This is a genomic window from Streptomyces sp. NPDC048392 (assembly GCF_043200575.1).
Lineage (GTDB): Bacteria > Actinomycetota > Actinomycetes > Streptomycetales > Streptomycetaceae > Streptomyces.
Window position 1 is genome coordinate 175,010 of sequence record NZ_JBICYB010000009.1, and the last position, 20,694, is coordinate 195,703.

Annotated in this window: 19 protein-coding genes; 9 read left to right on the forward strand and 10 right to left on the reverse strand. The window is 71.4% G+C overall.

Annotated features, from left to right (window positions below; translation table 11 throughout):
* Positions 1–28: 28 nt before the first annotated feature.
* Positions 29–2,188: a SpoIIE family protein phosphatase gene (locus tag ACGFYH_RS15785; RefSeq protein WP_393803688.1), complete on the forward strand. Its 2,160-nt coding sequence runs from the start codon at positions 29–31 to the stop codon at positions 2,186–2,188.
* Here ACGFYH_RS15785 and ACGFYH_RS15790 read toward each other — a convergent pair.
* Positions 2,125–3,204 carry an AI-2E family transporter gene (locus tag ACGFYH_RS15790; RefSeq protein ID WP_393803689.1) on the reverse strand — a complete coding sequence of 360 codons (1,080 nt, stop codon included), beginning with the start codon at positions 3,202–3,204 and terminating at the stop codon, positions 2,125–2,127. The genes ACGFYH_RS15785 and ACGFYH_RS15790 overlap by 64 nt on opposite strands.
* A 135-nt stretch (positions 3,205–3,339) precedes the next feature.
* Between ACGFYH_RS15790 and ACGFYH_RS15795 the strand changes: the two genes are divergently transcribed.
* Positions 3,340–3,774 (forward strand): ankyrin repeat domain-containing protein, encoded by a 435-nt coding sequence (locus tag ACGFYH_RS15795; RefSeq protein WP_393803690.1) that lies wholly within the window; start codon positions 3,340–3,342, stop codon positions 3,772–3,774.
* Between the two features lie 39 nt (positions 3,775–3,813).
* Here the strand turns inward: ACGFYH_RS15795 and ACGFYH_RS15800 are convergent, their stop codons facing one another.
* Both ACGFYH_RS15800 and ACGFYH_RS15805 read right to left on the reverse strand, forming a co-directional pair.
* Complete coding sequence (locus tag ACGFYH_RS15800) at positions 3,814–4,785, reverse strand: pirin family protein (protein WP_393803691.1); 972 nt, start codon at positions 4,783–4,785, stop codon at positions 3,814–3,816.
* A gap of 127 nt (positions 4,786–4,912) precedes the next feature.
* On the reverse strand, positions 4,913–5,380 hold the full coding sequence (locus ACGFYH_RS15805) for an SseB family protein (protein ID WP_107477858.1): 468 nt from the start codon (positions 5,378–5,380) through the stop codon (positions 4,913–4,915).
* Positions 5,381–5,542: 162 nt separating this feature from the next.
* Here ACGFYH_RS15805 and ACGFYH_RS15810 point away from each other — a divergent pair, with 162 nt between their 5' ends.
* From ACGFYH_RS15810 to ACGFYH_RS15825, 4 genes are all read left to right on the forward strand, one after another.
* Positions 5,543–7,369 (forward strand): acyl-CoA dehydrogenase, encoded by a 1,827-nt coding sequence (locus ACGFYH_RS15810; protein WP_393803692.1) that lies wholly within the window; start codon positions 5,543–5,545, stop codon positions 7,367–7,369.
* 333 nt (positions 7,370–7,702) lie between these two features.
* Complete coding sequence (locus tag ACGFYH_RS15815) at positions 7,703–9,004, forward strand: M18 family aminopeptidase (protein WP_393803693.1); 1,302 nt, start codon at positions 7,703–7,705, stop codon at positions 9,002–9,004.
* 114 nt (positions 9,005–9,118) lie between these two features.
* On the forward strand, positions 9,119–9,367 hold the full coding sequence (locus tag ACGFYH_RS15820) for a DUF6458 family protein (protein WP_393803694.1): 249 nt from the start codon (positions 9,119–9,121) through the stop codon (positions 9,365–9,367).
* A gap of 105 nt (positions 9,368–9,472) precedes the next feature.
* Entirely contained in the window at positions 9,473–9,967 is a 495-nt protein-coding gene (locus ACGFYH_RS15825) for an LURP-one-related/scramblase family protein (RefSeq protein WP_393803695.1), read from the forward strand.
* A gap of 36 nt (positions 9,968–10,003) precedes the next feature.
* Here the strand turns inward: ACGFYH_RS15825 and ACGFYH_RS15830 are convergent, their stop codons facing one another.
* Both ACGFYH_RS15830 and ACGFYH_RS15835 read right to left on the reverse strand, forming a co-directional pair.
* Entirely contained in the window at positions 10,004–10,462 is a 459-nt protein-coding gene (locus ACGFYH_RS15830; RefSeq protein WP_393803696.1) for a DUF2867 domain-containing protein, read from the reverse strand.
* A gap of 54 nt (positions 10,463–10,516) precedes the next feature.
* The gene (locus ACGFYH_RS15835; RefSeq protein ID WP_393803697.1) at positions 10,517–11,314 is read right to left on the reverse strand and encodes a carbon-nitrogen family hydrolase; all 798 of its coding nucleotides are present in this window, start codon (positions 11,312–11,314) and stop codon (positions 10,517–10,519) included.
* Between the two features lie 181 nt (positions 11,315–11,495).
* Here ACGFYH_RS15835 and ACGFYH_RS15840 point away from each other — a divergent pair, with 181 nt between their 5' ends.
* Positions 11,496–12,320: a maleylpyruvate isomerase family mycothiol-dependent enzyme gene (locus tag ACGFYH_RS15840; RefSeq protein ID WP_393803698.1), complete on the forward strand. Its 825-nt coding sequence runs from the start codon at positions 11,496–11,498 to the stop codon at positions 12,318–12,320.
* A 186-nt stretch (positions 12,321–12,506) separates the two neighbouring features.
* On the opposite strand, the gene ACGFYH_RS15845 is transcribed toward ACGFYH_RS15840, so the two are convergent.
* Both ACGFYH_RS15845 and ACGFYH_RS15850 read right to left on the reverse strand, forming a co-directional pair.
* A complete protein-coding gene (locus ACGFYH_RS15845; protein ID WP_393803699.1) occupies positions 12,507–13,817 on the reverse strand; it encodes a nitrate/nitrite transporter in 1,311 nt (436 codons plus the stop codon).
* Positions 13,814–14,464, reverse strand: a complete 651-nt coding sequence (locus ACGFYH_RS15850; protein WP_393803700.1) for a GntR family transcriptional regulator — start codon at positions 14,462–14,464, stop codon at positions 13,814–13,816. The genes ACGFYH_RS15845 and ACGFYH_RS15850 overlap by 4 nt, the downstream gene beginning before the upstream one ends.
* A gap of 211 nt (positions 14,465–14,675) precedes the next feature.
* Here ACGFYH_RS15850 and ACGFYH_RS15855 point away from each other — a divergent pair, with 211 nt between their 5' ends.
* The gene (locus tag ACGFYH_RS15855; protein WP_393803701.1) at positions 14,676–15,611 is read left to right on the forward strand and encodes a D-alanyl-D-alanine carboxypeptidase family protein; all 936 of its coding nucleotides are present in this window, start codon (positions 14,676–14,678) and stop codon (positions 15,609–15,611) included.
* Positions 15,612–15,822: 211 nt separating this feature from the next.
* The gene (locus ACGFYH_RS15860) at positions 15,823–16,779 is read left to right on the forward strand and encodes a Bro-N domain-containing protein (RefSeq protein WP_393803702.1); all 957 of its coding nucleotides are present in this window, start codon (positions 15,823–15,825) and stop codon (positions 16,777–16,779) included.
* Positions 16,780–16,857: 78 nt separating this feature from the next.
* On the opposite strand, the gene ACGFYH_RS15865 is transcribed toward ACGFYH_RS15860, so the two are convergent.
* The 3 genes from ACGFYH_RS15865 to pdhA are packed head-to-tail and all read right to left on the reverse strand — an operon-like array spanning position 16,858 to position 20,516.
* Positions 16,858–18,267, reverse strand: a complete 1,410-nt coding sequence (locus ACGFYH_RS15865) for a dihydrolipoamide acetyltransferase family protein (protein WP_393803752.1) — start codon at positions 18,265–18,267, stop codon at positions 16,858–16,860.
* A gap of 19 nt (positions 18,268–18,286) precedes the next feature.
* On the reverse strand, positions 18,287–19,252 hold the full coding sequence (locus tag ACGFYH_RS15870) for an alpha-ketoacid dehydrogenase subunit beta (RefSeq protein WP_393803753.1): 966 nt from the start codon (positions 19,250–19,252) through the stop codon (positions 18,287–18,289).
* A 16-nt stretch (positions 19,253–19,268) separates the two neighbouring features.
* Positions 19,269–20,516, reverse strand: a complete 1,248-nt coding sequence (gene pdhA, locus ACGFYH_RS15875) for a pyruvate dehydrogenase (acetyl-transferring) E1 component subunit alpha (RefSeq protein ID WP_393803703.1) — start codon at positions 20,514–20,516, stop codon at positions 19,269–19,271.
* Positions 20,517–20,694 lie beyond the last annotated feature (178 nt).

Below are 20,694 nucleotides of genomic sequence, written 5' to 3' on the forward strand. Positions count from 1 at the left end.
TCCGATCACCTCTTCTTACAGTGGGGAGATGCGCACTGGTGAGCCCCTGCCCGAGGTGGGGGACGTCCTCGCCGCTCTCGCGACCGGACTGTGGCACTGGGACACCGCCGCGGGAGAGGTCACGGTGGACGCGGAGGCCGCCCGCCTGCTCGGGCTGCCCGCGGAACGGGTACGCCTCACGGAGGCGCAGGTACGGGCCCGGCTGCATCCGGTGGACTGGAACGAGATCACCGGGGTGGTCCAGCTCGCCGTCGCCGAGGGCACCCTCGCCGAGGTCCGGATCCGCATCATGGACGAGCAGGGCGGCATCGTCCGGGTGGTGCGCAGCCGTTCCAAGCCCTCGTTCGACCCCGTGCGCAAGGCGTACGAGCTGATCGGCACCCTCCAGGAGGTCACCGAGCCGAGGCCGGGCACGCCCGCCGGACGCAGCGCGGTCACCGGCGACTGGCGACGCTCGCGGGAGGCCTTCCTGCTGGACGCGGGCCGGGCCCTGGCCGAGGCGCGGTCCACCGAGGAGGTGCTGCGGGTCGCGGCGGGGCTGTCGATGCCGGGCTTCTCCCCGGACGGGCTCGCGGTGTTCGGGGTCTCGGGCGACCGGATCACCGTCATCGGTCACCATGGGCAGCCCCAGAACGACATGAACCCGTTCGTCGACATGCCGCTGGAGACGGACTATCCGGCGGCCGAGGTGGTGCGCACCGGCAGGGCCGTCTACCTCTCCTCCCGCGGGCAGTACCGGTCCCGCTACCCCCTCGCCTGGCCCCTCGCCGAGCGCTTCGGCCGCCAGTCCTGGGCGTTCCTGCCCCTGACCGTGGCGGGTCGCACCATGGGCGCCTGGATGGCGGCCTTCACCTACCCGGTCGCCTTCACGCCCGACGAGCGGTCCGTGCTCACCACCGTGGCGCGGATGCTGGCCCAGGCCCTGTCCCGGGCGGGCGCCGCCGAGACCCAGCGGGAGCTGACCGAGGGGCTGCAACGCTCCATGATGCCCGTACTCGGCCCGGAGATCCCGGGCATGGGCATCGCCGCCCGTTACGTCCCCACCGGCGGCGGCCTCCAGGTCGGCGGCGACTGGTACGACATGATCCCGCTGCCCGGGGACCGGTTCGCCCTGGTCATCGGTGACGTGCAGGGGCATGACGTGCGGGCGGCCGGACTGATGGGCCAGTTGCGCATCGCCCTGCGCGCCTACGCCTCGGAGGGTCACCGTCCCGACGCGGTGCTCTCCCGCGCCTCCCACTTCTTCCACGGCCTCACCCAGTCGAAGGACGACCCCGGCGACTTTCGCTTCGCGACCTGCTACTACGCCGAGGTCGACCCCGCCACCGGCACCGTGGAAAGCGCCCGCGCCGGGCATCTCGACCCGGTCGTGCGCATGGCGGACGGAACGGCGCTGATCCTCGCCACGGCGGGCGGGCTGCCGCTGGGCATCGACCCGGACTCCGACTACCCGACCACGCGGCTCGCCCTGGAGCCGGGGGACACCCTGATGCTGTGCACGGACGGCCTGGTCGAGACCGGCGGTCACGACCTGCAGACCGGCTGGCACCGCCTGCGCGTGATCCTGGAGGAGCACGAAGGCGGCCTGGAGGAGCTGGCCGACGCACTGGTCCAGGCCGTGCACGGGCCCTCCTCGCACCACACCACCGGACCACTCGCCGACCGGCGGGAGGACGACATCGCCCTGTTGCTGCTGTGCCGGCAGGGCGAGGGCTGCGGCTGCGGCGACAGCACCGCGGCCCGGGCGCCGGTGCGCCGCACGATGCTGACGGTCGCCCAGGCCGAGCCCGCGCGGATCGCCACCGCCCGGCAGCATCTGCGCGGCCTGCTGCACGACTGGCCGGGCGAGGAGCAGCGGGACGCGGCGGTGCTCCTGCTCTCCGAGATGCTGACGAACGTCCTGGTCCACACCGACACCGACGCGCTGCTCGTCGCCGAGGTCGCCGGGGAGCCGGGTCAGCGGCGGATCCGGGTGGAGGTCACCGACCACGGCGACGACCTGCCGCACAAGCGCCGGCCGGGGGAGATGGCGTCCTCCGGACGCGGGCTGATGCTGATCGAGCTGCTCGCGGACGCGTGGGGCGTCTCGCCGCGCGGCGAGGGCAAGAGCATCTGGTACGAGCTCTACGAGTCCGCGGCCCCGGAGCCGGACGACTCCGGCCCCCCGGACGCCTCCACTTCCGCGTAACGCCGCTGGAGTTCGTGCACGATGCCGAACGCGGCGGCCGTCAGGGGAACGGCGAGGAGCATCCCCAGGATGCCCGCCACCGACGCCCCCGCGGTGAGCGCCAGCAGCACGAGAGCCGGGTGCATCTGCACGGTCCGGCTCTGGATCATCGGCTGGAGCACGTGCCCCTCCAGCACCTGCACGAGCAGCACCACGCCGAGGGCCCACAGCGCGACGGCGAACCCCCGGTCGGCCAGCGCCACCAGCACGGCCACGGCACCGGAGATGAACGCGCCGAGGTACGGGATGTAGGCGCCGACGAAGACCAGGGCCCCGAGCCCGACCGCGCCGGGAACGCGCAGGACGAGCAGCCCGACGGTGATGCAGACCGCGTCGATGAGGGCGATCAGGGTGGTGCCCCGCATGAAGCCCTCGACGGCCCCGAACGCCCGCCGGGCCATGGCCTCGACCATGTCGGCGCCACCGGGCGGGGCGACGGCCCGCACCGTGCCGACGGCCCGGTCGGAGTCGCGCAGGAAGAAGAAGACGAGCAGCAGGGCGAGCACGGCCATGGCCAGCATCTCGCCGACGACGCTGATCCCGGTCACCACGCCCGAGGCAGCCGTACCGCCGAACTTGCCCAGCAGCTCGCGCGCGTTGGAGGCCAGGTCGTCCAGCGAGGTCCCGGCCGCGCCGAAGTGCTCGGTGATGCCCTTCGCCGCGTGCTGGAGCGAGGCGATGATCTGGTCGCCGGTCTCGATGAGGGCCGAGACCACGATGTACACCGCCCCGCCGACCACGGCCAGCACGGCGACGCAGGTCAGCCCGGCGGCCAGCGACCGCTGCACATGGGCCTTCACCAGCCGCCGGTGCAGCGGTCTGAGCAGGGCGGTGCCGAGCAGCGCGAGCAGCGCCGGCGTCACCGCGGTGCGCAACTCGACGCAGAGCCGGATCGCGACGTAGACGACACCGCTGGCGAGCAGGATGACGACACACCAGGCGGCGAACCGGCGCACCGGACCGGGAAGCAGCTGCACGCCCCCAGCCGATCACGCCCCGGGCGGCCTGTCCTGCGCGGTCGCCCGCCCGGGTGACCCGGTGCCAGGCCCGGCCGCGCGCGGCGGAGCACTCCCCCGGCGCGCACCGCTTCCCGTCCGTTAGCCTCCGCGTCCATGAAGCAACGGCAGCGGAAGAAGCTCTCCCGCCACCTCTTCGAGGGGATTCTGCGGGGCGACGCCATGCGTGTGCGGACGGTGCTGCGGTCCGGTGCCGACCCCGAGCGGTCCGACAGCGAGGGCACTCTCCCCCTGTACGAGGCATCCGTGAACGGAAGGACCGAGATCGTGCGTCTGCTGCTGGACGCGGGCGCCTCGCCCGACGCCGAGAGCAGCGGGATCGGAGCGGAGGGCACTCCCCTGTGCGCGGCGGCGTGCTGGGGGCACACGGAGACCGTGCGGGAGCTGTTGGCGCACGGTGCCGATCCGGGACTCCGGGAGGATCACGGCGCCGGCCGCTCCCCCCTGGAATGGGCGAGCGGCGGCCCCCACCCGGAGACCGCCGCCCTCCTGATCGCGGCGGGGGCGGCACCGCGGACGGCAGCCGGGTGACCACCGCCACGCGCCGACCGCCGTCGACGCCCGGAAGACCTACAGACCGCCCTCGGTCATCCCGTGCACCGCAGGGACCGTCCCCAACCGGCCCTTCTGGAAGTCCTCGAACGCCTGCTGCAGCTCGTCGCGGGTGTTCATGACGAACGGACCGTAGTGCGCCATGGGCTCACGGATCGGCCGGCCGCCCAGGAGCACGATCTCCAGGTCGGGCGTGTTGGAGTCCTGCCTCTCGTCGGCGCGGAAGGTGACGGACGAGCCCGCCCCGAACACGGCCGTCTGGCCGAGCCGGACCGGACGCCGGTCCACCCCGACGGCGCCGCGCCCGGCGAGCACGTACGCCAGGCCGTTGAAGTCCTCCCGCCAGGGCAGGGTGACCTCGGCGCCCGGCGCGAGCGTCGCGTGGACCATCGTGATCGGCGTGTGCGTGATGCCGGGACCCTCGTGACCGTCCAGCTCACCGGCGATGACGCGCAGCAGCGCACCACCGTCGGGGGAGGTGAGCAGCTGGACGCTGCCACTGCGGATGTCCTGGTAGCGCGGCGCCATCATCTTGTCCTTGGCCGGCAGGTTCACCCACAGCTGCAGACCGTGGAAGAGCCCGCCGGACATGACCAGCTGCTCCGGCGGCGCCTCGATGTGCAGCAGGCCCGAGCCCGCCGTCATCCACTGGGTGTCGCCGTTGGTGATGGTGCCGCCACCGCCGTTGGAGTCCTGGTGGTCGAAGATCCCGTCGACGATGTAGGTGACCGTCTCGAAGCCGCGGTGCGGGTGCCAGGGCGTGCCCTTGGGCTCGCCTGGTGCGTACTCCACCTCACCCATCTGGTCCATCATGATGAACGGGTCGAGATGGCGGTAGTTGATCCCGGCGAACGCGCGGCGCACCGGGAAGCCCTCGCCCTCGAAACCGCTGGGCGCGGTCGTGACGGTGAGCACGGGACGTGCGACGGCGTCGGCGGGCGCGGATACGCGGGGCAGCGTCAACGGGTTCTCGACGGTCACGGCAGGCATGTCGACCTCCTCGGGCGGCGTGCGCCCCACTTTAGTTGAGAATTGAACTTCTTGTCACCTCAAACCGGGAAAGCCCGGAGGGCATTCCCTCCGGGCTCGCGGTGACGACTGCGGACGGGCCGCACGTTCAGCCGTACATGCGGCGCATGGCGAAATCGACCATCTGTTCGACTGCCTTCGCGTCGAACACCATCCGGTGTTCGCCCTCCATGTCCAGGACGAAGCCGTAGCCGGTGGGCAGCAGGTCGATCACCTCCGCGCCGGTGATCACGAAGTACTTCGACTCCTTGCCCGCGTACCGGCGCAACTCCTTCAGGCCGGTGAACATCGGGATCACCGGCTGCTGGGTGTTGTGCAGCGCGAGGAAGCCGGGGTTGTCGCCGCGCGGGCAGTAGACCTTCGAGGTCGCGAAGATCTGCTGGAAGTCCTCGGCGGACATCTGGCCGGTGGTGAAGGCGCGTACCGCGTCCGCGAGCGAGGGCGGGGACGGCTCGGGGTACAGCGGCGGCTGCTGGCCGTACCCGCCGGACATCGGCTGCTGCGGCGGGGCGTACTGCTGCTGCTGTTGGCCCGCGGTCTGGTCGTAGCCGTACATGCGGCAAAGAGTAGCGAGTGACGGGTCACAGATGACCGGCTCGGGCTTGCTTCTTATTACCGACGGGTAGCATCATCGTAGTCACTGCTTGGTACGCGCAGTCGGTATGTGTACAGATGCGAGGATTCAGTGCCTCGCCCATCTCTCAACGGAGCCGTCGCCATGGGGCACTACAAGCCGAATCTCCGGGACATCGAGTTCAACCTCTTCGAGGTGCTCGGCCGTGACAAGGTGTACGGCACGGGCCCGTTCGCGGAGATGGACACGGACACCGCCAGGAGCGTGCTGGAGGAGCTGACCCGCCTCTCGGAGAACGAGCTGGCCGAGTCCTTCGTCGACGCCGACCGCAACCCGCCCGTCTTCGACCCGGAGACCAACACCGCGCCGGTCCCCGCGTCCTTCAAGAAGAGCTACCAGGCCTTCATGGACTCCGAGTACTGGCGGCTCGGCCTGCCCGAGGAGATCGGCGGCACCACCTCGCCGCGCTCCCTCATCTGGGCGTACGCGGAGCTGATCCTCGGCGCCAACCCGGCCGTGTGGATGTACTCCTCCGGCCCGGCGTTCGCGGGCATCCTCTTCGAGGAGGGCAACGAGGTCCAGAAGCACATCGCCTCGATCGCCGTCGAGAAGCAGTGGGGCTCCACCATGGTCCTCACCGAGCCGGACGCCGGCTCGGACGTCGGCGCCGGCCGCACCAGGGCCGTGCAGCAGGAGGACGGCTCCTGGCACATCGAGGGCGTGAAGCGCTTCATCACGTCCGGCGAGCACGACATGTCGGAGAACATCCTCCACTACGTCCTCGCCCGCCCCGAGGGCGCCGGACCCGGCACCAAGGGCCTGTCCCTGTTCCTCGTCCCGAAGTACGAGTTCGACTTCGAGACCGGCGAGCTGGGCGAGCGCAACGGCGTCTACGCCACCAACGTCGAGCACAAGATGGGCCTGAAGGCCTCCAACACCTGCGAGATGACCTTCGGCGACCGCCACCCCGCCAAGGGCTGGCTGATCGGCGACAAGCACGACGGCATCCGCCAGATGTTCCGCATCATCGAGTTCGCCCGCATGATGGTCGGCACGAAGGCGATCTCCACCCTCTCCACGGGCTACCTCAACGCCCTGGAGTACGCCAAGGAGCGCGTCCAGGGCCCCGACCTGGCGAACTTCATGGACAAGAGCGCGCCCAAGGTCACCATCACCCACCACCCCGACGTGCGCCGCGCGCTGATGACGCAGAAGGCGTACGCCGAGGGCATGCGCGCGCTGGTGATGTACACCGCCTCCGTCCAGGACGAGATCCAGGTCAAGGAGGCGAACGGCGAGGACGCCTCGACCGAGCACGCCCTCAACGACCTGCTCCTGCCGATCGTCAAGGGCTACGGCTCGGAGAAGGCCTACGAGCAGCTCGCCCAGTCCCTGCAGACCTTCGGCGGCTCCGGCTTCCTGCAGGAGTACCCGATCGAGCAGTACATCCGCGACGCCAAGATCGACACCCTGTACGAGGGCACCACGGCGATCCAGGGCCAGGACTACTTCTTCCGGAAGATCGTCCGCAACCAGGGCGCCGCGCTGAACTCGCTCGCCGAGGACATCAAGGAGTTCCTGGCGCTCGCCACCGGGGGCGAGGAGCTGTCCGGCGCCCGTGAGCACCTGGCCAAGGCCGCCGTCGAGCTGGAGGCCATCGTCGGCCTGATGCTCACCGACCTCGCGGCCACCGAGCAGGACGTCAAGAACATCTACAAGGTGGGCCTCAACACCACCCGCCTGCTGCTCGCCTCCGGCGACGTCATCGTCGGCTACCTGCTCCTCAAGGGCGCCGCGATCGCCGCCGAGAAGCTGCCGACGGCGTCCGCCAAGGACAAGGCGTTCTACACCGGCAAGATCGCGGCGGCGAAGTTCTTCGCGGCGGGCGTCCTGCCGGGCGTCACCCTGGCCCGCAAGGTCGCCCAGGGCGTCGAGCTGGACCTGATGGAGCTGGACGAGGCCGCGTTCTGATCCGGCCGGTCTCCGGTCCGCCCCGGCGGCGGCCCGTTCCCCCTCGTGGGGAGCGGGCCGCCGCCGTTCGCGCACCGGGGCCGGGGTGACCGCGCCGTCCCCGGCCGGTCTCCGCCCGGCGTGGCGCGCCGCCCGCGTCCAGCCCGCGCGAGCGCGGCGCCGCTGACGGGCGTCGTCCCGTCCCGAAACTGCCCCGGACCGTCCCGGGACGGCCCCACCCGGGCACCCCACGACGCCGGACCGCCGGGTCCGGCCGGGTCCGCGTCCGCGGTGCCGCGGTCCTTCACCGCACCGCGATCCGTCACGGACGCGAGGCCCCTTATGGTGGCTGCCATGAGCAGCAGCCCCTCCCGCCTCGACCGCGGGCACACCGACGATCTGATGTCCTTCCTGTCCACGAGCCCCACGCCGTACCACGCCGTGGCGAACGCCGCCGGGCGGCTGGAGAAGGCCGGCTTCCGGCAGGTCGCGGAGACGGACGCCTGGGAGGGCACGGCGGGCGGCAAGTACGTGCTGCGCGGCGGTGCGATCGTGGCCTGGTACGTCCCCGAGGGCGCCGCGGCCCACACCCCCTTCCGTATCGTCGGGGCGCACACCGACTCCCCCAACCTGCGCGTCAAGCCCCGCCCGGACACCGGGGCGCACGGCTGGCGCCAGGTCGCCGTGGAGGTCTACGGCGGCCCGCTGATGAACTCCTGGCTGGACCGCGACCTGGGCCTGGCCGGCCGCCTCACCCTGCGCGACGGCTCGACCCGCCTGGTCGACGTCGGCCGCCCGCTGCTGCGCGTCCCGCAACTCGCCATCCACATGGACCGCAACGTGTCCACTGAGGGCCTCAAGCTCGACAAGCAGCGCCACCTCCAGCCCGTGTGGGGCCTCGGCGACACCGTGCGCGACGGCGACCTGATCGCCTTCCTGGAGGAGGAGGCGGGTCTCGAGGCCGGCGAGGTCACCGGCTGGGACCTGATGACGCACTCCGTGGAGCCCCCGGCGTACCTGGGCCGCGACCGCGAGCTGGTGGCCGGACCGCGCATGGACAACCTCCTGTCCGTGCACGCCGGAACGGCCGCCCTGGCCGCCGTCGCGGCATCCGGCACGGACCTCCCGTACATTCCCGTCCTCGCCGCCTTCGACCACGAGGAGACCGGCTCCCAGTCGGACACCGGCGCCGACGGCCCGCTGCTCGGCAGCGTGCTGGAGCGCTCGGTCTTCGCCCGCGGCGGTTCCTACGAGGACCGGGCGCGCGCCTTCGCCGGCACGGTCTGCCTGTCCTCCGACACGGGCCACGCCGTCCACCCCAACTACGCGGAACGGCACGACCCCACGCACCACCCGCGCGTCAACGGCGGCCCCCTCCTCAAGGTCAACGTCAACAACCGCTACGCCACGGACGGTTCGGGCCGCGCGGTGTTCGCCGCCGCCTGCGACAAGGCGAACGTCCCGTTCCAGACGTTCGTCTCCAACAACTCCATGCCGTGCGGCACCACCATCGGCCCGATCACCGCGGCCCGGCACGGCATCAGCACCGTCGACATCGGCGTGGCCATCCTTTCGATGCACAGCGCCCGGGAGTTGTGCGGCGCCGACGACCCGCACCTGCTGGCCAACGCCCTGGTGGCGTTCCTCCAGCCGTAGGCCGGACCGCGGAACGCCGCCCCACGGCATGAGGGTTGAGGCCCGGGGTACCCGCACGGAACCGGATCGACCGGAATCCCGGAACCGACCGGATCTGACAGGGAGGCAACACTCATGGGCCTCGGCGGGTGCATCATCCTCATCGCCGCGGGAGCCATCCTCACGTTCGCGACCGACTGGGACATGCAGGGCGTCAACCTCGACCTGGTCGGTGTGATCTTGATGATCGTCGGTCTGATCGGTGTCGCGACGTTCAGCAGCATCGCCCGGCGCCGCCGCGTCGTGATGCCGCCGTCGACTCCGGTCATCGAGGAACGGCCCCACCACACGCAGGACGGGTACCACAACGGCTACGGCTCCTGAGCCCCGCCGCCCGGGCCAGGTGTCCGGCCCCGGGCGGGCGTGCCGCACTCGGCCTGTCGGCCTACCGGCCGCGTTCCGGGGCGCCCGGCGGGGAAGCGGTCAGGCATGAGATTCCTCGTGTACGACCGGCTCCTCGGTATCGGTGACGACTACTGGATCGAGGACGACAACGGCAACAAGGTCTTCCTCGTCGACGGCAAGGCGATGCGGCTGCGGGACACCTGGGAGCTGAAGGACACCCAGGGACATGTGCTCATCGACATCCACCAGAAGATGTTCGCCCTGCGCGACACGATGGTGATCGAGCGGGCAGGCGAGCCGCTGGCACGGATCAAGCGGAAACGTCTCTCCCTGCTGCGCAACCACTACCGGGTCACCCTGGCCGACGGCACCGAGCTGGATGTCAGCGGCAAGATCCTCGACCGGGAGTTCGCCGTCGAGTACGACGGCGAACTGCTGGCCGTCGTCTCCCGGCGGTGGCTGACCCTCCGGGACACCTACGGCGTGGACGTCGTACGGGACGACGCGGACCCGGCGCTGCTCATCGCGCTGACGGTGTGTGTGATCCACCTGGCGGAGAAGGAGCGGGAGGACGAGTGAGGAGCGGCGGCCCGGCGCCGCCGCGCGCCGTCCGCCTCACGCCGTGCGGCGGACGGCGCGGCCCAGGAGCAGCGGCACGGCCAGGTGGTGCACCGGCGCGGCCAGGGACCACAGCACCCGGCCGGACCGGCCGGTGTAGCGCACGTACGTCGCCCAGAGCAGCCGTGAGCCGTCGACGGTCACGACGTTGCGGACGGTCAGCGACGGGGCCCGGGCCTCCAGCGCGATCCTGCCGGGCCCGGTCTCGGTCATCCGCCACCCCGCCACGTGCCGCGCCGAGGACCGCGGTCCCAGCCGCAGACCGAGCACGCCGGTCCAGCCCGTCCTGATCAGCTCGCGCAGGACCGCCGGGACGTCCTCGTAGCTGGCCCGCACCCATTCCTCGGGTGTCAGCCGGGGCAGTCCGGCGGCCGGGAGCACGAACGCCGACGCGAAGTGGGTGCCGGCGGGATCCACCCGGACACGGCGGATGGCAGGGATACCGGTCGGTGCCATGCGCGGGATTCTAGGGCGCGGGACCGGCCGTCCTCCGTACGTGCGGCGCGGCCGCTAGCGCCGCGGCGTCTCCAGTCCCAGCACCCGGTCCTTGAGCGCCGGGAACTGCTCCCGGGTCCGCGCCACCTGCGCCGGGTCGAACTCCACCGTGAGGATCTCCTCGTCCGCGCCGGCCTCCGCGAGCACCTCGCCCCAGGGATCGACCACGATCGAGTGACCCGCCTGCGGAACTCCGGAGTGTGTCCCGGCCGTTCCGCAGGCGAGGACGAACGCCTGGTTCTCCACCGCCCGCGCCCGGGCCAGGAGCGTCCAGTGGGACCGGCGGCGCTCCGGCCAGCCCGCCGGGACGACGAGGATCTCGGCACCGCCGCCGACGAGAGAGCGGAAGAGTTCCGGGAAGCGGAGGTCGTAGCAGGTCGCCACGCCGAGGACGGTCTCCGGCAGACGGACCGTCACCGGCTCGCGCCCCGCGCCCATCAGCACGGCCTCGCCCTTGTCGAAGCCGAAGCGGTGGATCTTGCGGTAGGAGGCGGCCAGGCCGCCGGACGGGGAGAAGACGAGCGAGGTGTTGTACAGCTGTCCGTCCGGGGCGCGCTCGGGGACCGACCCCGCGTGCAGCCACACGCCCGCGTCGCTCGCCGCCTTGGCCATCGCCTCGTACGTCGGGCCCTCCAGCGGCTCGGCCTCCGCGCCGAACCGCTCGAAGGCGAACGCACCCGTGGTCCACAGCTCCGGCAGGACGACGAGGTCGGCGGCGCCACCCTGGTCCCGTACCGAAGATGCCACCCGCCGACGGCGCGCTTGAACCGATTCGTCCTCGTTCACGGCGATTTGGAGCAGAGAGGCGCGCACACTACCACCGTCCTGGCATTCGAGCCGTCCACACGGGCCTACGATCGTCACACGAAAGCACTGCCGGGGTGCCGCACAGCAGCGTAACTTAGCGTCTCAGACGCCCGCCGACCGCAGCCACCTCCCACTGGCACCGCCGCCAGAACCTGCCCGTGTACCGACCGCCGAGGGGTCCCGTTCCGTGAGTCTGCATCCCACTCTCCAGCCCTACGCCGACGCCTGGACTCACTCCATCGAGGCGATATCCGAGCTGGTCCAGCCGCTTGTGGAGGCAGAGTGGAACCGGCGCACCCCCTGCCCGGGCTGGTCGGTGCGCGACATCGTGTCGCACGTCATGGGCCTGGACTCCGAGATGCTCGGCGACCCGCGCCCCATCCACACCCTCCCGCGTGACCTCTTCCACGTCACCAACGACCACCAGCGGTACATGGAGATGCAGGTCGACGTCCGCCGCCACCACACGGCGCCGGAGATGACGTCCGAGCTGGAGTACATGATCATCCGGCGCAACCGCCAGCTGCGGAACGACTCGCGGGACCCCGGCACGAAGGTGCGCGGCCCGCTCGGCACCGAGCTGACCCTGGCCGACTCCATGCGCCGGCACGCCTTCGACGTGTGGGCGCACGAACAGGACCTGCGCACGGCCCTCGGCCGCCCCGGCAACCTCGACTCCCCCGGCGCGTACGTCGCGCGTGACGTGCTGCTCGACGAGCTGCCCGCCGTCGTCGCCGAGCGGGCTGACGCGCCGCGCAGCTCGGCCGTCGTCTTCGACGTCCACGGCCCGGTCGAGTTCCTGCGCACCATCCGCGTCGACATCCAGGGCCGCGGCACCCTGGAGTCGTCCCCCGCCCTCGGCCCCGCCGCCACCCTCACCCTCGACTGGGAGACGTACGTCCGCCTGGCCTGCGGACGCGTGACCCCGCAAGCGGCGGCGGACCGCATCAAGACGGAGGGCGACCAGGATCTGACGGAGGCGATCCTGCGGCACTTCACGGTCACCCCCTAGCTGCGGGCGGTCGTGCCTCCCCCAGTGCCTGAGCGGCCCTGGAGGCACCCCTCACAGGGCGACGACGGGGCTCCCGCTCGGGTGAAGCGGAGCGTGGGGGAGGGAGGGCGCGGGGAGCACGCCCATCCCGGGAGGCACCCCGCCACGCCGGGCGGGGCACCCCGCCCCGCCCGGTGCGCCGGGCGTCTACACCGGCACGTGCACCGTCTCCACCCGGCTCGCGACCAGCCGCTCCCGCTCCTTGCGAGCCGCCCGCTTCCGCAAGCGCAGGATCTGCGTCACCCCGAGCGCCTGGAGCACGAACACCGACGAGAAGGCGACCCCGTAGTCGTCCCCCGTCGCGTCCAGCAGCACCCCCACCGCGAACAACGTGGTCATCGATGCCACGAAGCCCCCCATGTTCGTGATCCCGGACGCCGTCCCCTGCCGCTCCGGCGGATTCGCCGGCCGCGCGAAGTCGAAGCCGATCATCGAAGCCGGCCCGCAGGCGCCGAGCACCGCGCACAGCACGACCAGCAGCCACATCGGCGCGTGCTCGGCCGGGTAGGCCAGCGTCGCCGCCCACAGGGCCGCCGTCGCGCCCACGGTGCCGAGCGCCAGCGGCAGCCGCGCCGCGTGGTGCCGGGCGATGATCTGGCCGTACACCAGGCCGACCGTCATGTTGGACAGCACGACGAGGGTGAGCAGCGTGCCGGCCGTGGCCCGGGACAGCCCCTGCGCCTCGACCAGGAACGGCATCCCCCACAGCAGCAGGAACACCATCGCCGGGAACTGGGTGGTGAAGTGCACCCACAGCCCGAGCCGCGTCCCCGGCTCCCGCCAGGACATGGCGATCTGCCGCCGTACGTACGCGGCCCCCTGGTGCGGCGACGGCGCCGGCTCGTGTCCCTCGGGGTGATCCTCCAGGAAGAGCAGCAGCAGGACGAATACGACCGCACCCGCCAGCGCGCTGCCCGCGAACGCCGCCGTCCAGCCGACGCCGTGCAGCAGCCGGGCCAGGACGAGGGTGGAGACCAGGTTGCCCGCCATGCCGACCAGGCCGGCGAGCTGGGCGACCATCGGCCCGCGCCGGGCCGGGAACCACCGGGTGCCCAGCCGCAGCACGCTGATGAACGTCATCGCGTCGCCGCAGCCCAGCAGCGCCCGCGAGGCCAGCGCCATGCCGTACGACGGGGAGAGGGCGAAGCCCAGCTGCCCCGCCGTGAACAGCACGACGCCGATGCCCAGCACCCGCTTGGTGCCCAGCCGGTCGACCAGCAGGCCCACGGGTATCTGCATACCGGCGTAGACCAGCAGCTGGAGGATGGAGAAGGTGGACAGGGCGGAGGCGTTGACGTGGAAGCGGTCGGCGGCGTCGAGGCCGGCGACCCCCAGGGACGTACGGAAGATGACGGCGACGAAGTAGACGGACACGCCGATGCCCCACACGGCGATCGCGCGCCGGCCGCCCGGCGGATCACCGGGCAGGGCGCGGCCGGCCGAGGTGGCCGTACTCATCGGACCTCCCCCCGGGCCAGGTGCGAGAACCAGCCCACGTGCCGGCCCACCACGCCGACGGCCGCCTCCGCGTCGCCGGAGCGCAGCGCGTCCAGCATCTCCTCGTGCTCGGCGAGGGTCTTGGCGATCCGGTCGGGGTGGGAGTGCATGACCGCGACGCCCATGCGCAGCTGGCGGTCGCGGAGCTGGTCGTAGAGGCGGGAGAGGATCTCGTTGCCGCCGCTGCGCACGATCTCGGCGTGGAAGCAGCGGTCGGTGACGGAGGCGGCGGCGAAGTCCCCGGCGGCTGCCTGCTCCTTCTGCCGGGCGAGCAGCGCGGTGAGCCGGTCCACGAGCCCGGGCGGGGCGGGTACGGCCTTGCGCGCGGCGTGCTCCTCGACCAGCAGCCGGGTCTCCACCACGTCCGCGATCTCCTGCGCGGAGACGGGCAGCACCAGCGCGCCCTTCTTCGGGTAGAGGCGGATCAGCCCCTCGGCCTCCAGCCGCAGCAGCGCCTCGCGCACCGGCGTGCGGGAGACGCCCACGGCCTCGGCCAGCTCGCCCTCGGTGAGCAGCGTCCCGCCTTCGTAACGGCGCTCGAGGACGCCTTGCTTGACATGGGTGTAGACGCGGTCCGCCGCGGGGCGCCGCTTCACTGCCGTGGTCATGCGGACAGGATAGATACAACAGGAACGCAAGAAGGGCCCGGTCCAGCATCCGGACGTCCGGTCACTCGTCAGGGGGATCCTTCGGTCTTCTTCCGCCCCGCCGCGCAACCATCCGCACCCTTCGGGTGTCGCACTGACGCGGACGGAGCTCTGCCGACCACAAGCCGACCGCATTCCAGGGGAATTGACCATAATCGGGGTAACAGTCTCAATGAACACCATCACGGGCGTCCGCCTTCGCCGAGCCCTCTCCGCCGCCGTGACCGGCGGCGCGGTACTCGCCACCGGAGCCCTCGCCGCCGCGCCCGCGCGGGCCGCCGCACCCGAGCGCGCCGTCACCGCCCCCGTGCGGGCCGCCGCCGCGCCCTCGATCGCCGCCAAGGGCGGCTTCGTGATGAACGACGCGAACGGCAGGTCGCTCTACACCAAGGCCGCGGACACCAAGCGCTCCACCGGCTCCACCACCAAGATCATGACCGCCAGGGTCGTCCTCTCGCAGCCGAAGCTGAACCTGGACGCCAAGGTCACGATCCAGATGGCGTACAGCGACTACATCGTCTCCAGGAACGCCTCCTCCGCCCGCCTGATCGTCGGCGACAAGGTGACGGTCCGGCAGCTGCTGTACGGGCTGATGCTGCCGTCCGGCTGCGACGCCGCGTACGCGCTGGCCGACACGTTCGGATCGGGCAGGACGCGGGCGGCGCGGGTGACGTCGTTCATCGGCAGGATGAACTCCACCGCCAGGAGCCTCGGCCTGAAGAACACGCACTTCGACTCGTTCGACGGCATCGGCAAGGGCAAGAACTACTCCACGCCGCGCGATCTGACGAAACTCGCGAGCAGCGCGATGAGGAACTCCACCTTCCGCACGATCGTCAAGACCAGGAAGTACACGGCCAGGACGAAGACCAAGAAGGGCGGCACCCGCACGATGGCGCCCTGGACCAACACCAACACGCTGCTCGGCAGTTACGCCGGTGCGACCGGGGTGAAGACCGGATCGGGGCCGGAGGCCAAGTACTGCCTGGTCTTCGCCGCGACCCGCAAGGGGAAGACCGTCATCGGCACCGTGCTGGCCTCCTCGTCGTCGACGCAGCGCGCCAAGGACGCCACGAAGCTCATGAACTACGGCTTCGGAAGGATCTGACCCACCCGCACGCACGCGAAGGGGCTCACCGTTGACGGTGGGCCCCTTCGCGCGGACCCCGGGGAATCCGCCCGCTTCCGTCCGCCATACACGCAATCCGTCGGTAGGCGCAGCGGTTCCCGATCATCTTCGCTCACGCTCGTGAACATCGCCGAACCGGCTGGCATATGCCCTGGTCCTAGCCCTACGTTCCGCGGCGGAGGTGGTTCACATGCACGAACCCAGCAAACGGCAGAACTCCGCCGAACGCCACGAGGCGATCGACGTCAACGACTTCGTCTACGCGGCCACCGGCGCCCGGGTACGGAGGCTGACCATGCCGGACGGAAGCCACTGGTTCCCGGCGGTGGATGTCTGCAGGGAACTCGGACACACCAACTCTCGGCAGGCGCTCTCGGATCATCTTCCCGACGAGCACCGAGAGACTCTCGAGACCGTAAGTGGAGCTTACGGTCTCAGCATTCCCGCAGGTAGGCAGTGGCGTCGAGACCTGAATGTCATCTCTCTGCAAGGTCTGATCCTGCTCGTCAACGCCTGCACCAAACCGGCCTGCGCCCCCTTCAAGCAGTGGGTCGCCGAAGTCATCGAGACCGTGCAGCGCGAGGGCTCCTACTCTCTCGACGAGGCCGAGGTACAGCCCTCGGAGCCTGGCGCTCCCATCGCCTACGCCATGCCGGAGCAGGTCGCCGAGGCGATCGTCCGGCTCGAAGCGCACAACCTCCGGCTGGACGAGGAGCTGGCGGACGGGCAGCGCACGTCGATCGCGTTGCAAAGGGAGATGCTGGCCACGCAGCAGGCCACCCTGGCCACGCAACAGGCCATGGTGCGGGCGATGGAGCGCATCGCCGACCGGTTCGACACTCTCGTCCTCCACCGTCGGACGTCCGCCGGCCACCTCGTCCCGACGACCACCACGGAGTCGGTGCTGGCCGACTGGCGGCAGCGGTTGTCCGTGACGGAGGACGTGTGGGCGGTGGCCCTGGTCATCGCCCCGGTGCTCGTCGAGAGGGGGGAGCTGCGGGAGCCGTTGGAGTCGATCGCCGCCCGTACGGGGCTTTCCGTGCGCCGGGTCAACGAATGCCTTCGGCTGCTGCGCAAGCACGCCTGCATTCGCTCGCGGGGCGGGGCCGGGGACGGGGCTCCGGTGTACGTGCTCCACCAGCTCTGAGCCCGACGCGGCAGGAGGGGCGTCGCGTCTCGGACTCGCGGCGCCCCTCCCTGCACGAACCTGCTCGGTTCGCGGCCCTCACGCCCAGCTGATCAACCGCTTCGGCTGTTCCAGGACCGCCGCCACGTCGGCGAGGACCCTGGAGCCCAGCTCGCCGTCGACCAGGCGGTGATCGAAGCTCAGGGCCAGGGTGGTCACCTGACGCGGCTTCACCTTGCCCTTGTGGACCCACGGCTGGAGCTTGATCGCACCGACCGCGAGGATCGCGGACTCGCCCGGGTTGAGGATCGGCGTACCGGTGTCGACGCCGAAGACGCCGACGTTGGTGATGGTCACCGTGCCGCCCTGCATGGCGGCCGGGGAGGTCCTGCCCTCCCGCGCCGTCGAGACCAGCTCGCCCAGGGACCCCGCCAGCTGCGGCAGCGTCTTGGCGTGGGCGTCCTTGATGTTCGGGACGATCAGGCCCCGCGGGGTCGCGGCGGCGATGCCCAGGTTGACGTAGTGCTTGACCACGATCTCCTGAGCGGCCTCGTCCCAGGACGCGTTGACGTCCGGGTTGCGCTTGATCGCGACCAGCAGGGCCTTGGCGATCAGCAGAAGCGGGTTCACCCGCAGGCCCGTGAACTCCTTGTCCTGCTTCAGCTCCTCGACCAGCTTCATCGTGCGTGTCACGTCGACCGTCACGAACTCGGTCACGTGCGGCGCCGTGAACGCCGAGCCGACCATCGCCGCCGCCGTCGCCTTGCGGACGCCCTTGACCGGGACGCGGGTCTCGCGTGCCGTGTCGTACGCCGCCGGGGACGGGGTGGGCGCGACGGCCGCGGGGGCCGCCTCCGGCTCCGCCGCCGGACTCCGGACCGGCGCCACCGCGGCGTGCACGTCCTCGCGCGTGATGATGCCCTCCGGGCCGGACGGGGTGACCGCGGCCAGGTCGACGCCGAGGTCCTTGGCGAGCTTGCGCACCGGGGGCTTGGCCAGCGGGCGGCCGGCGGCGGCCGGTGTCTCCGGTCCCTGGCCGTTCATCTCGGCCTGGATCGCGGCGGCGGCCGCCGAGGCCTCCTGGGCTCCGGTCTCCGCGCCCTTGCGGGGACGGCGGCGGGTCGCGGAGGTGGACACCCCGTAGCCGACCAGGACCGGCTGGCGGCCCTCCGGCTTCTTCTCCTCCGCCTCGGTCGCGGCCGGCGTGTCCCCCACCGGGGCCCGGGCCGGCTCCTGGGCGGGCGCCTCGGCCGCCGCGTCCCCGACGGCAACCGCGATGATCGACGTACCCACGTCGACCGTGGTGCCCTCGGGGAAGTGCAGCGCGCGGACCACGCCGTCGTAGGGGATGGGCAGTTCGACGGCGGCCTTCGCCGTCTCGACCTCGCACACCACCTGTCCGTCGGTGACGGTGTCACCGGGCTGGACATACCACTTGAGGATCTCGGCCTCGGTGAGTCCCTCGCCCACGTCGGGCATCTTGAACTCACGCACGGAGCTGTCCGTCATCGTCGTCACGCTCCCCTCCTCAGTACGCCAGCGAGCGGTCGACGGCATCCAGCACCCGGTCCAGGTCGGGCAGGTACTCCTCCTCCAGGCGGGCCGGCGGGTACGGGGCGTGGTAGCCGCCGACCCGGAGCACCGGGGCCTCCAGGTGGTAGAAGCAGCGCTCCGTGATCCGGGCCGCGATCTCCGCGCCCGAGCCCAGGAACACCGGCGCCTCGTGGACCACGATCAGGCGGCGGGTCTTCTCCACCGACGTCTGGACCGTGTCGAAGTCGACGGGCGAGATCGACCGCAGGTCGACGACCTCCAGGGACCGCCCCTCCTCGGCCGCCGCGTCGGCGACCTCCTGGCAGAGCTTCACCATCGGGCCGTACGCCGCCAGCGTGAGGTCGGTGCCCTCACGCACCACCCGCGCGGTGTGCAGCGGGCCGGGGATGGCCTCCTTGTCGACCTCGGCCTTGTCCCAGTACCGGCGCTTGGGCTCGAAGTAGATCACCGGGTCGTCGCTCTGGATGGCCTGCTGCATCATCCAGTACGCGTCCGCCGAGTTCGACGGCGAGACCACCTTGAGGCCCGCCACGTGCGCGAACAGGGCCTCGGGGGACTCGGAGTGGTGCTCGACCGCGCCGATGCCGCCGCCGTAGGGGATGCGGATGACGACCGGCATCCTGACCTTGCCCAGCGAGCGGGCGTGCATCTTCGCCAGCTGGGTGACGATCTGGTCGTAGGCCGGGAAGACGAAACCGTCGAACTGGATCTCCACCACCGGGCGGTAGCCGCGCAGGGCCAGGCCGATGGCGGTGCCGACGATGCCGGACTCGGCCAGCGGGGTGTCGACGACCCGGTCCTCGCCGAAGTCCTTCTGCAGACCGTCGGTGACCCGGAAGACGCCGCCGAGCTTGCCGACGTCCTCGCCCATGATCAGGACCTTGGGGTCCGAGTCCAGCGCGAGGCGCAGCGACTCGTTGATCGCCTTGGCCAGCGCCATCTTTTCGGTAGCCATGTCAGACCCCCTCTGCGTCTGCGAACGAAGCCTGGTAGGCGGCGAACTGGGCCCGCTCCTCGTCGACGAGTGCGTGTCCGTCCGCGTACACGTTCTCGAAGATGGCGAAACGGTCCGGGTCCGGCATGGCACGGACCACTTCGCGCACTCGTTTGCCCAACGCCTCGCTCTCCGCCTCCAGTTCCCCGAAGAATCCGTCGTCCGCGTGGTTTGAGGACTCCAGGAAGCGGCGAAGGCGCAGGATCGGGTCCTTCGCCTCCCAGGCGGCCCGCTCGTCGTCGTGCCGATAGCGGGAGGGGTCGTCCGAGGTGGTGTGGGCGCCCATGCGGTACGTGTAGGCCTCGATCAGCGCCGGGCCCTCACCGCGCCGCGCCCGCTCCAGTGCCCAGCGGGTGACCGCGAGGCAGGCCAGCGCGTCGTTGCCGTCCACGCGGACGCCCGGGAAGCCGAAGCCCTGGGCGCGCTGGTAGAGCGGCACCCGGGTCTGCTTCTCGTTGGACTCGGAGATCGCCCACTGGTTGTTCTGGCAGAAGAACACCACCGGGGCGTTGTAGACGGCGGCGAAGTTGAACGCCTCGCTGACGTCGCCCTGGCTGGAGGCGCCGTCGCCGAAGTAGGCGATCACGGCGGAGTCCGCGCCGTCCTTGGTGATGCCCATCGCGTAGCCAGTGGCGTGCAGCGCCTGCGAGCCGATGACGATGGTGTACAGGTGGAAGTTGTTGCCGTTGGGGTCCCAGCCGCCGTTGTTCACGCCGCGGAACATGCCGAGGAGGTTGGTCGGGTCCACCCCACGGCACCAGGCGACGCCGTGCTCGCGGTAGGTCGGGAAGACGTAGTCGTCCTCGCGGGTGGCCCGGCCGGAGCCGATCTGGGCGGCCTCCTGGCCAAGGAGGGAGGCCCACAGGCCCAGCTCGCCCTGGCGCTGCAGGGCGGTGGCCTCGGCGTCGAAGCGCCGGGTGAGCACCATGTCGCGGTACAGGCCGCGCAGCTCGTCGGGGGTGATGTCGGCGACGTACCCGGCGTACTCGGCGTGGGCCGCGTCCTGGACACGCTCGCCCTCGGGCGTCAGCAGCTGCACCAGCTCCGTATCGGAGCCCCTCTCGGCAGCGGTACGGGTGGTGCGAGTGGTGCGCTTGGCGCCGGTGCCGGCCTTGCTGCCGGTGGTCCCGGCCGCCTTGGTGCCGGTGGTCCCGGCCGCCTTGCTTCCGGCGCTGCGTCGCGGCTTGCGCGCGGCAGTGCTCTCGGTCACGTGTGCTCCTCCGTCGGTCCGGCCCCCGGGTTCGCCGGAAGCCAGTGCGGCTCACCTGCTGCCCGGCGGACGCACAAGGGTGGGTGCGGCCCGGTCGGGAACAGGCGTGACAGGTGCCCCGGCGAGCGCCCTGCGAACAGCACGTTACCCAGTGCTCCACATTTCTGTGAAACCCCTC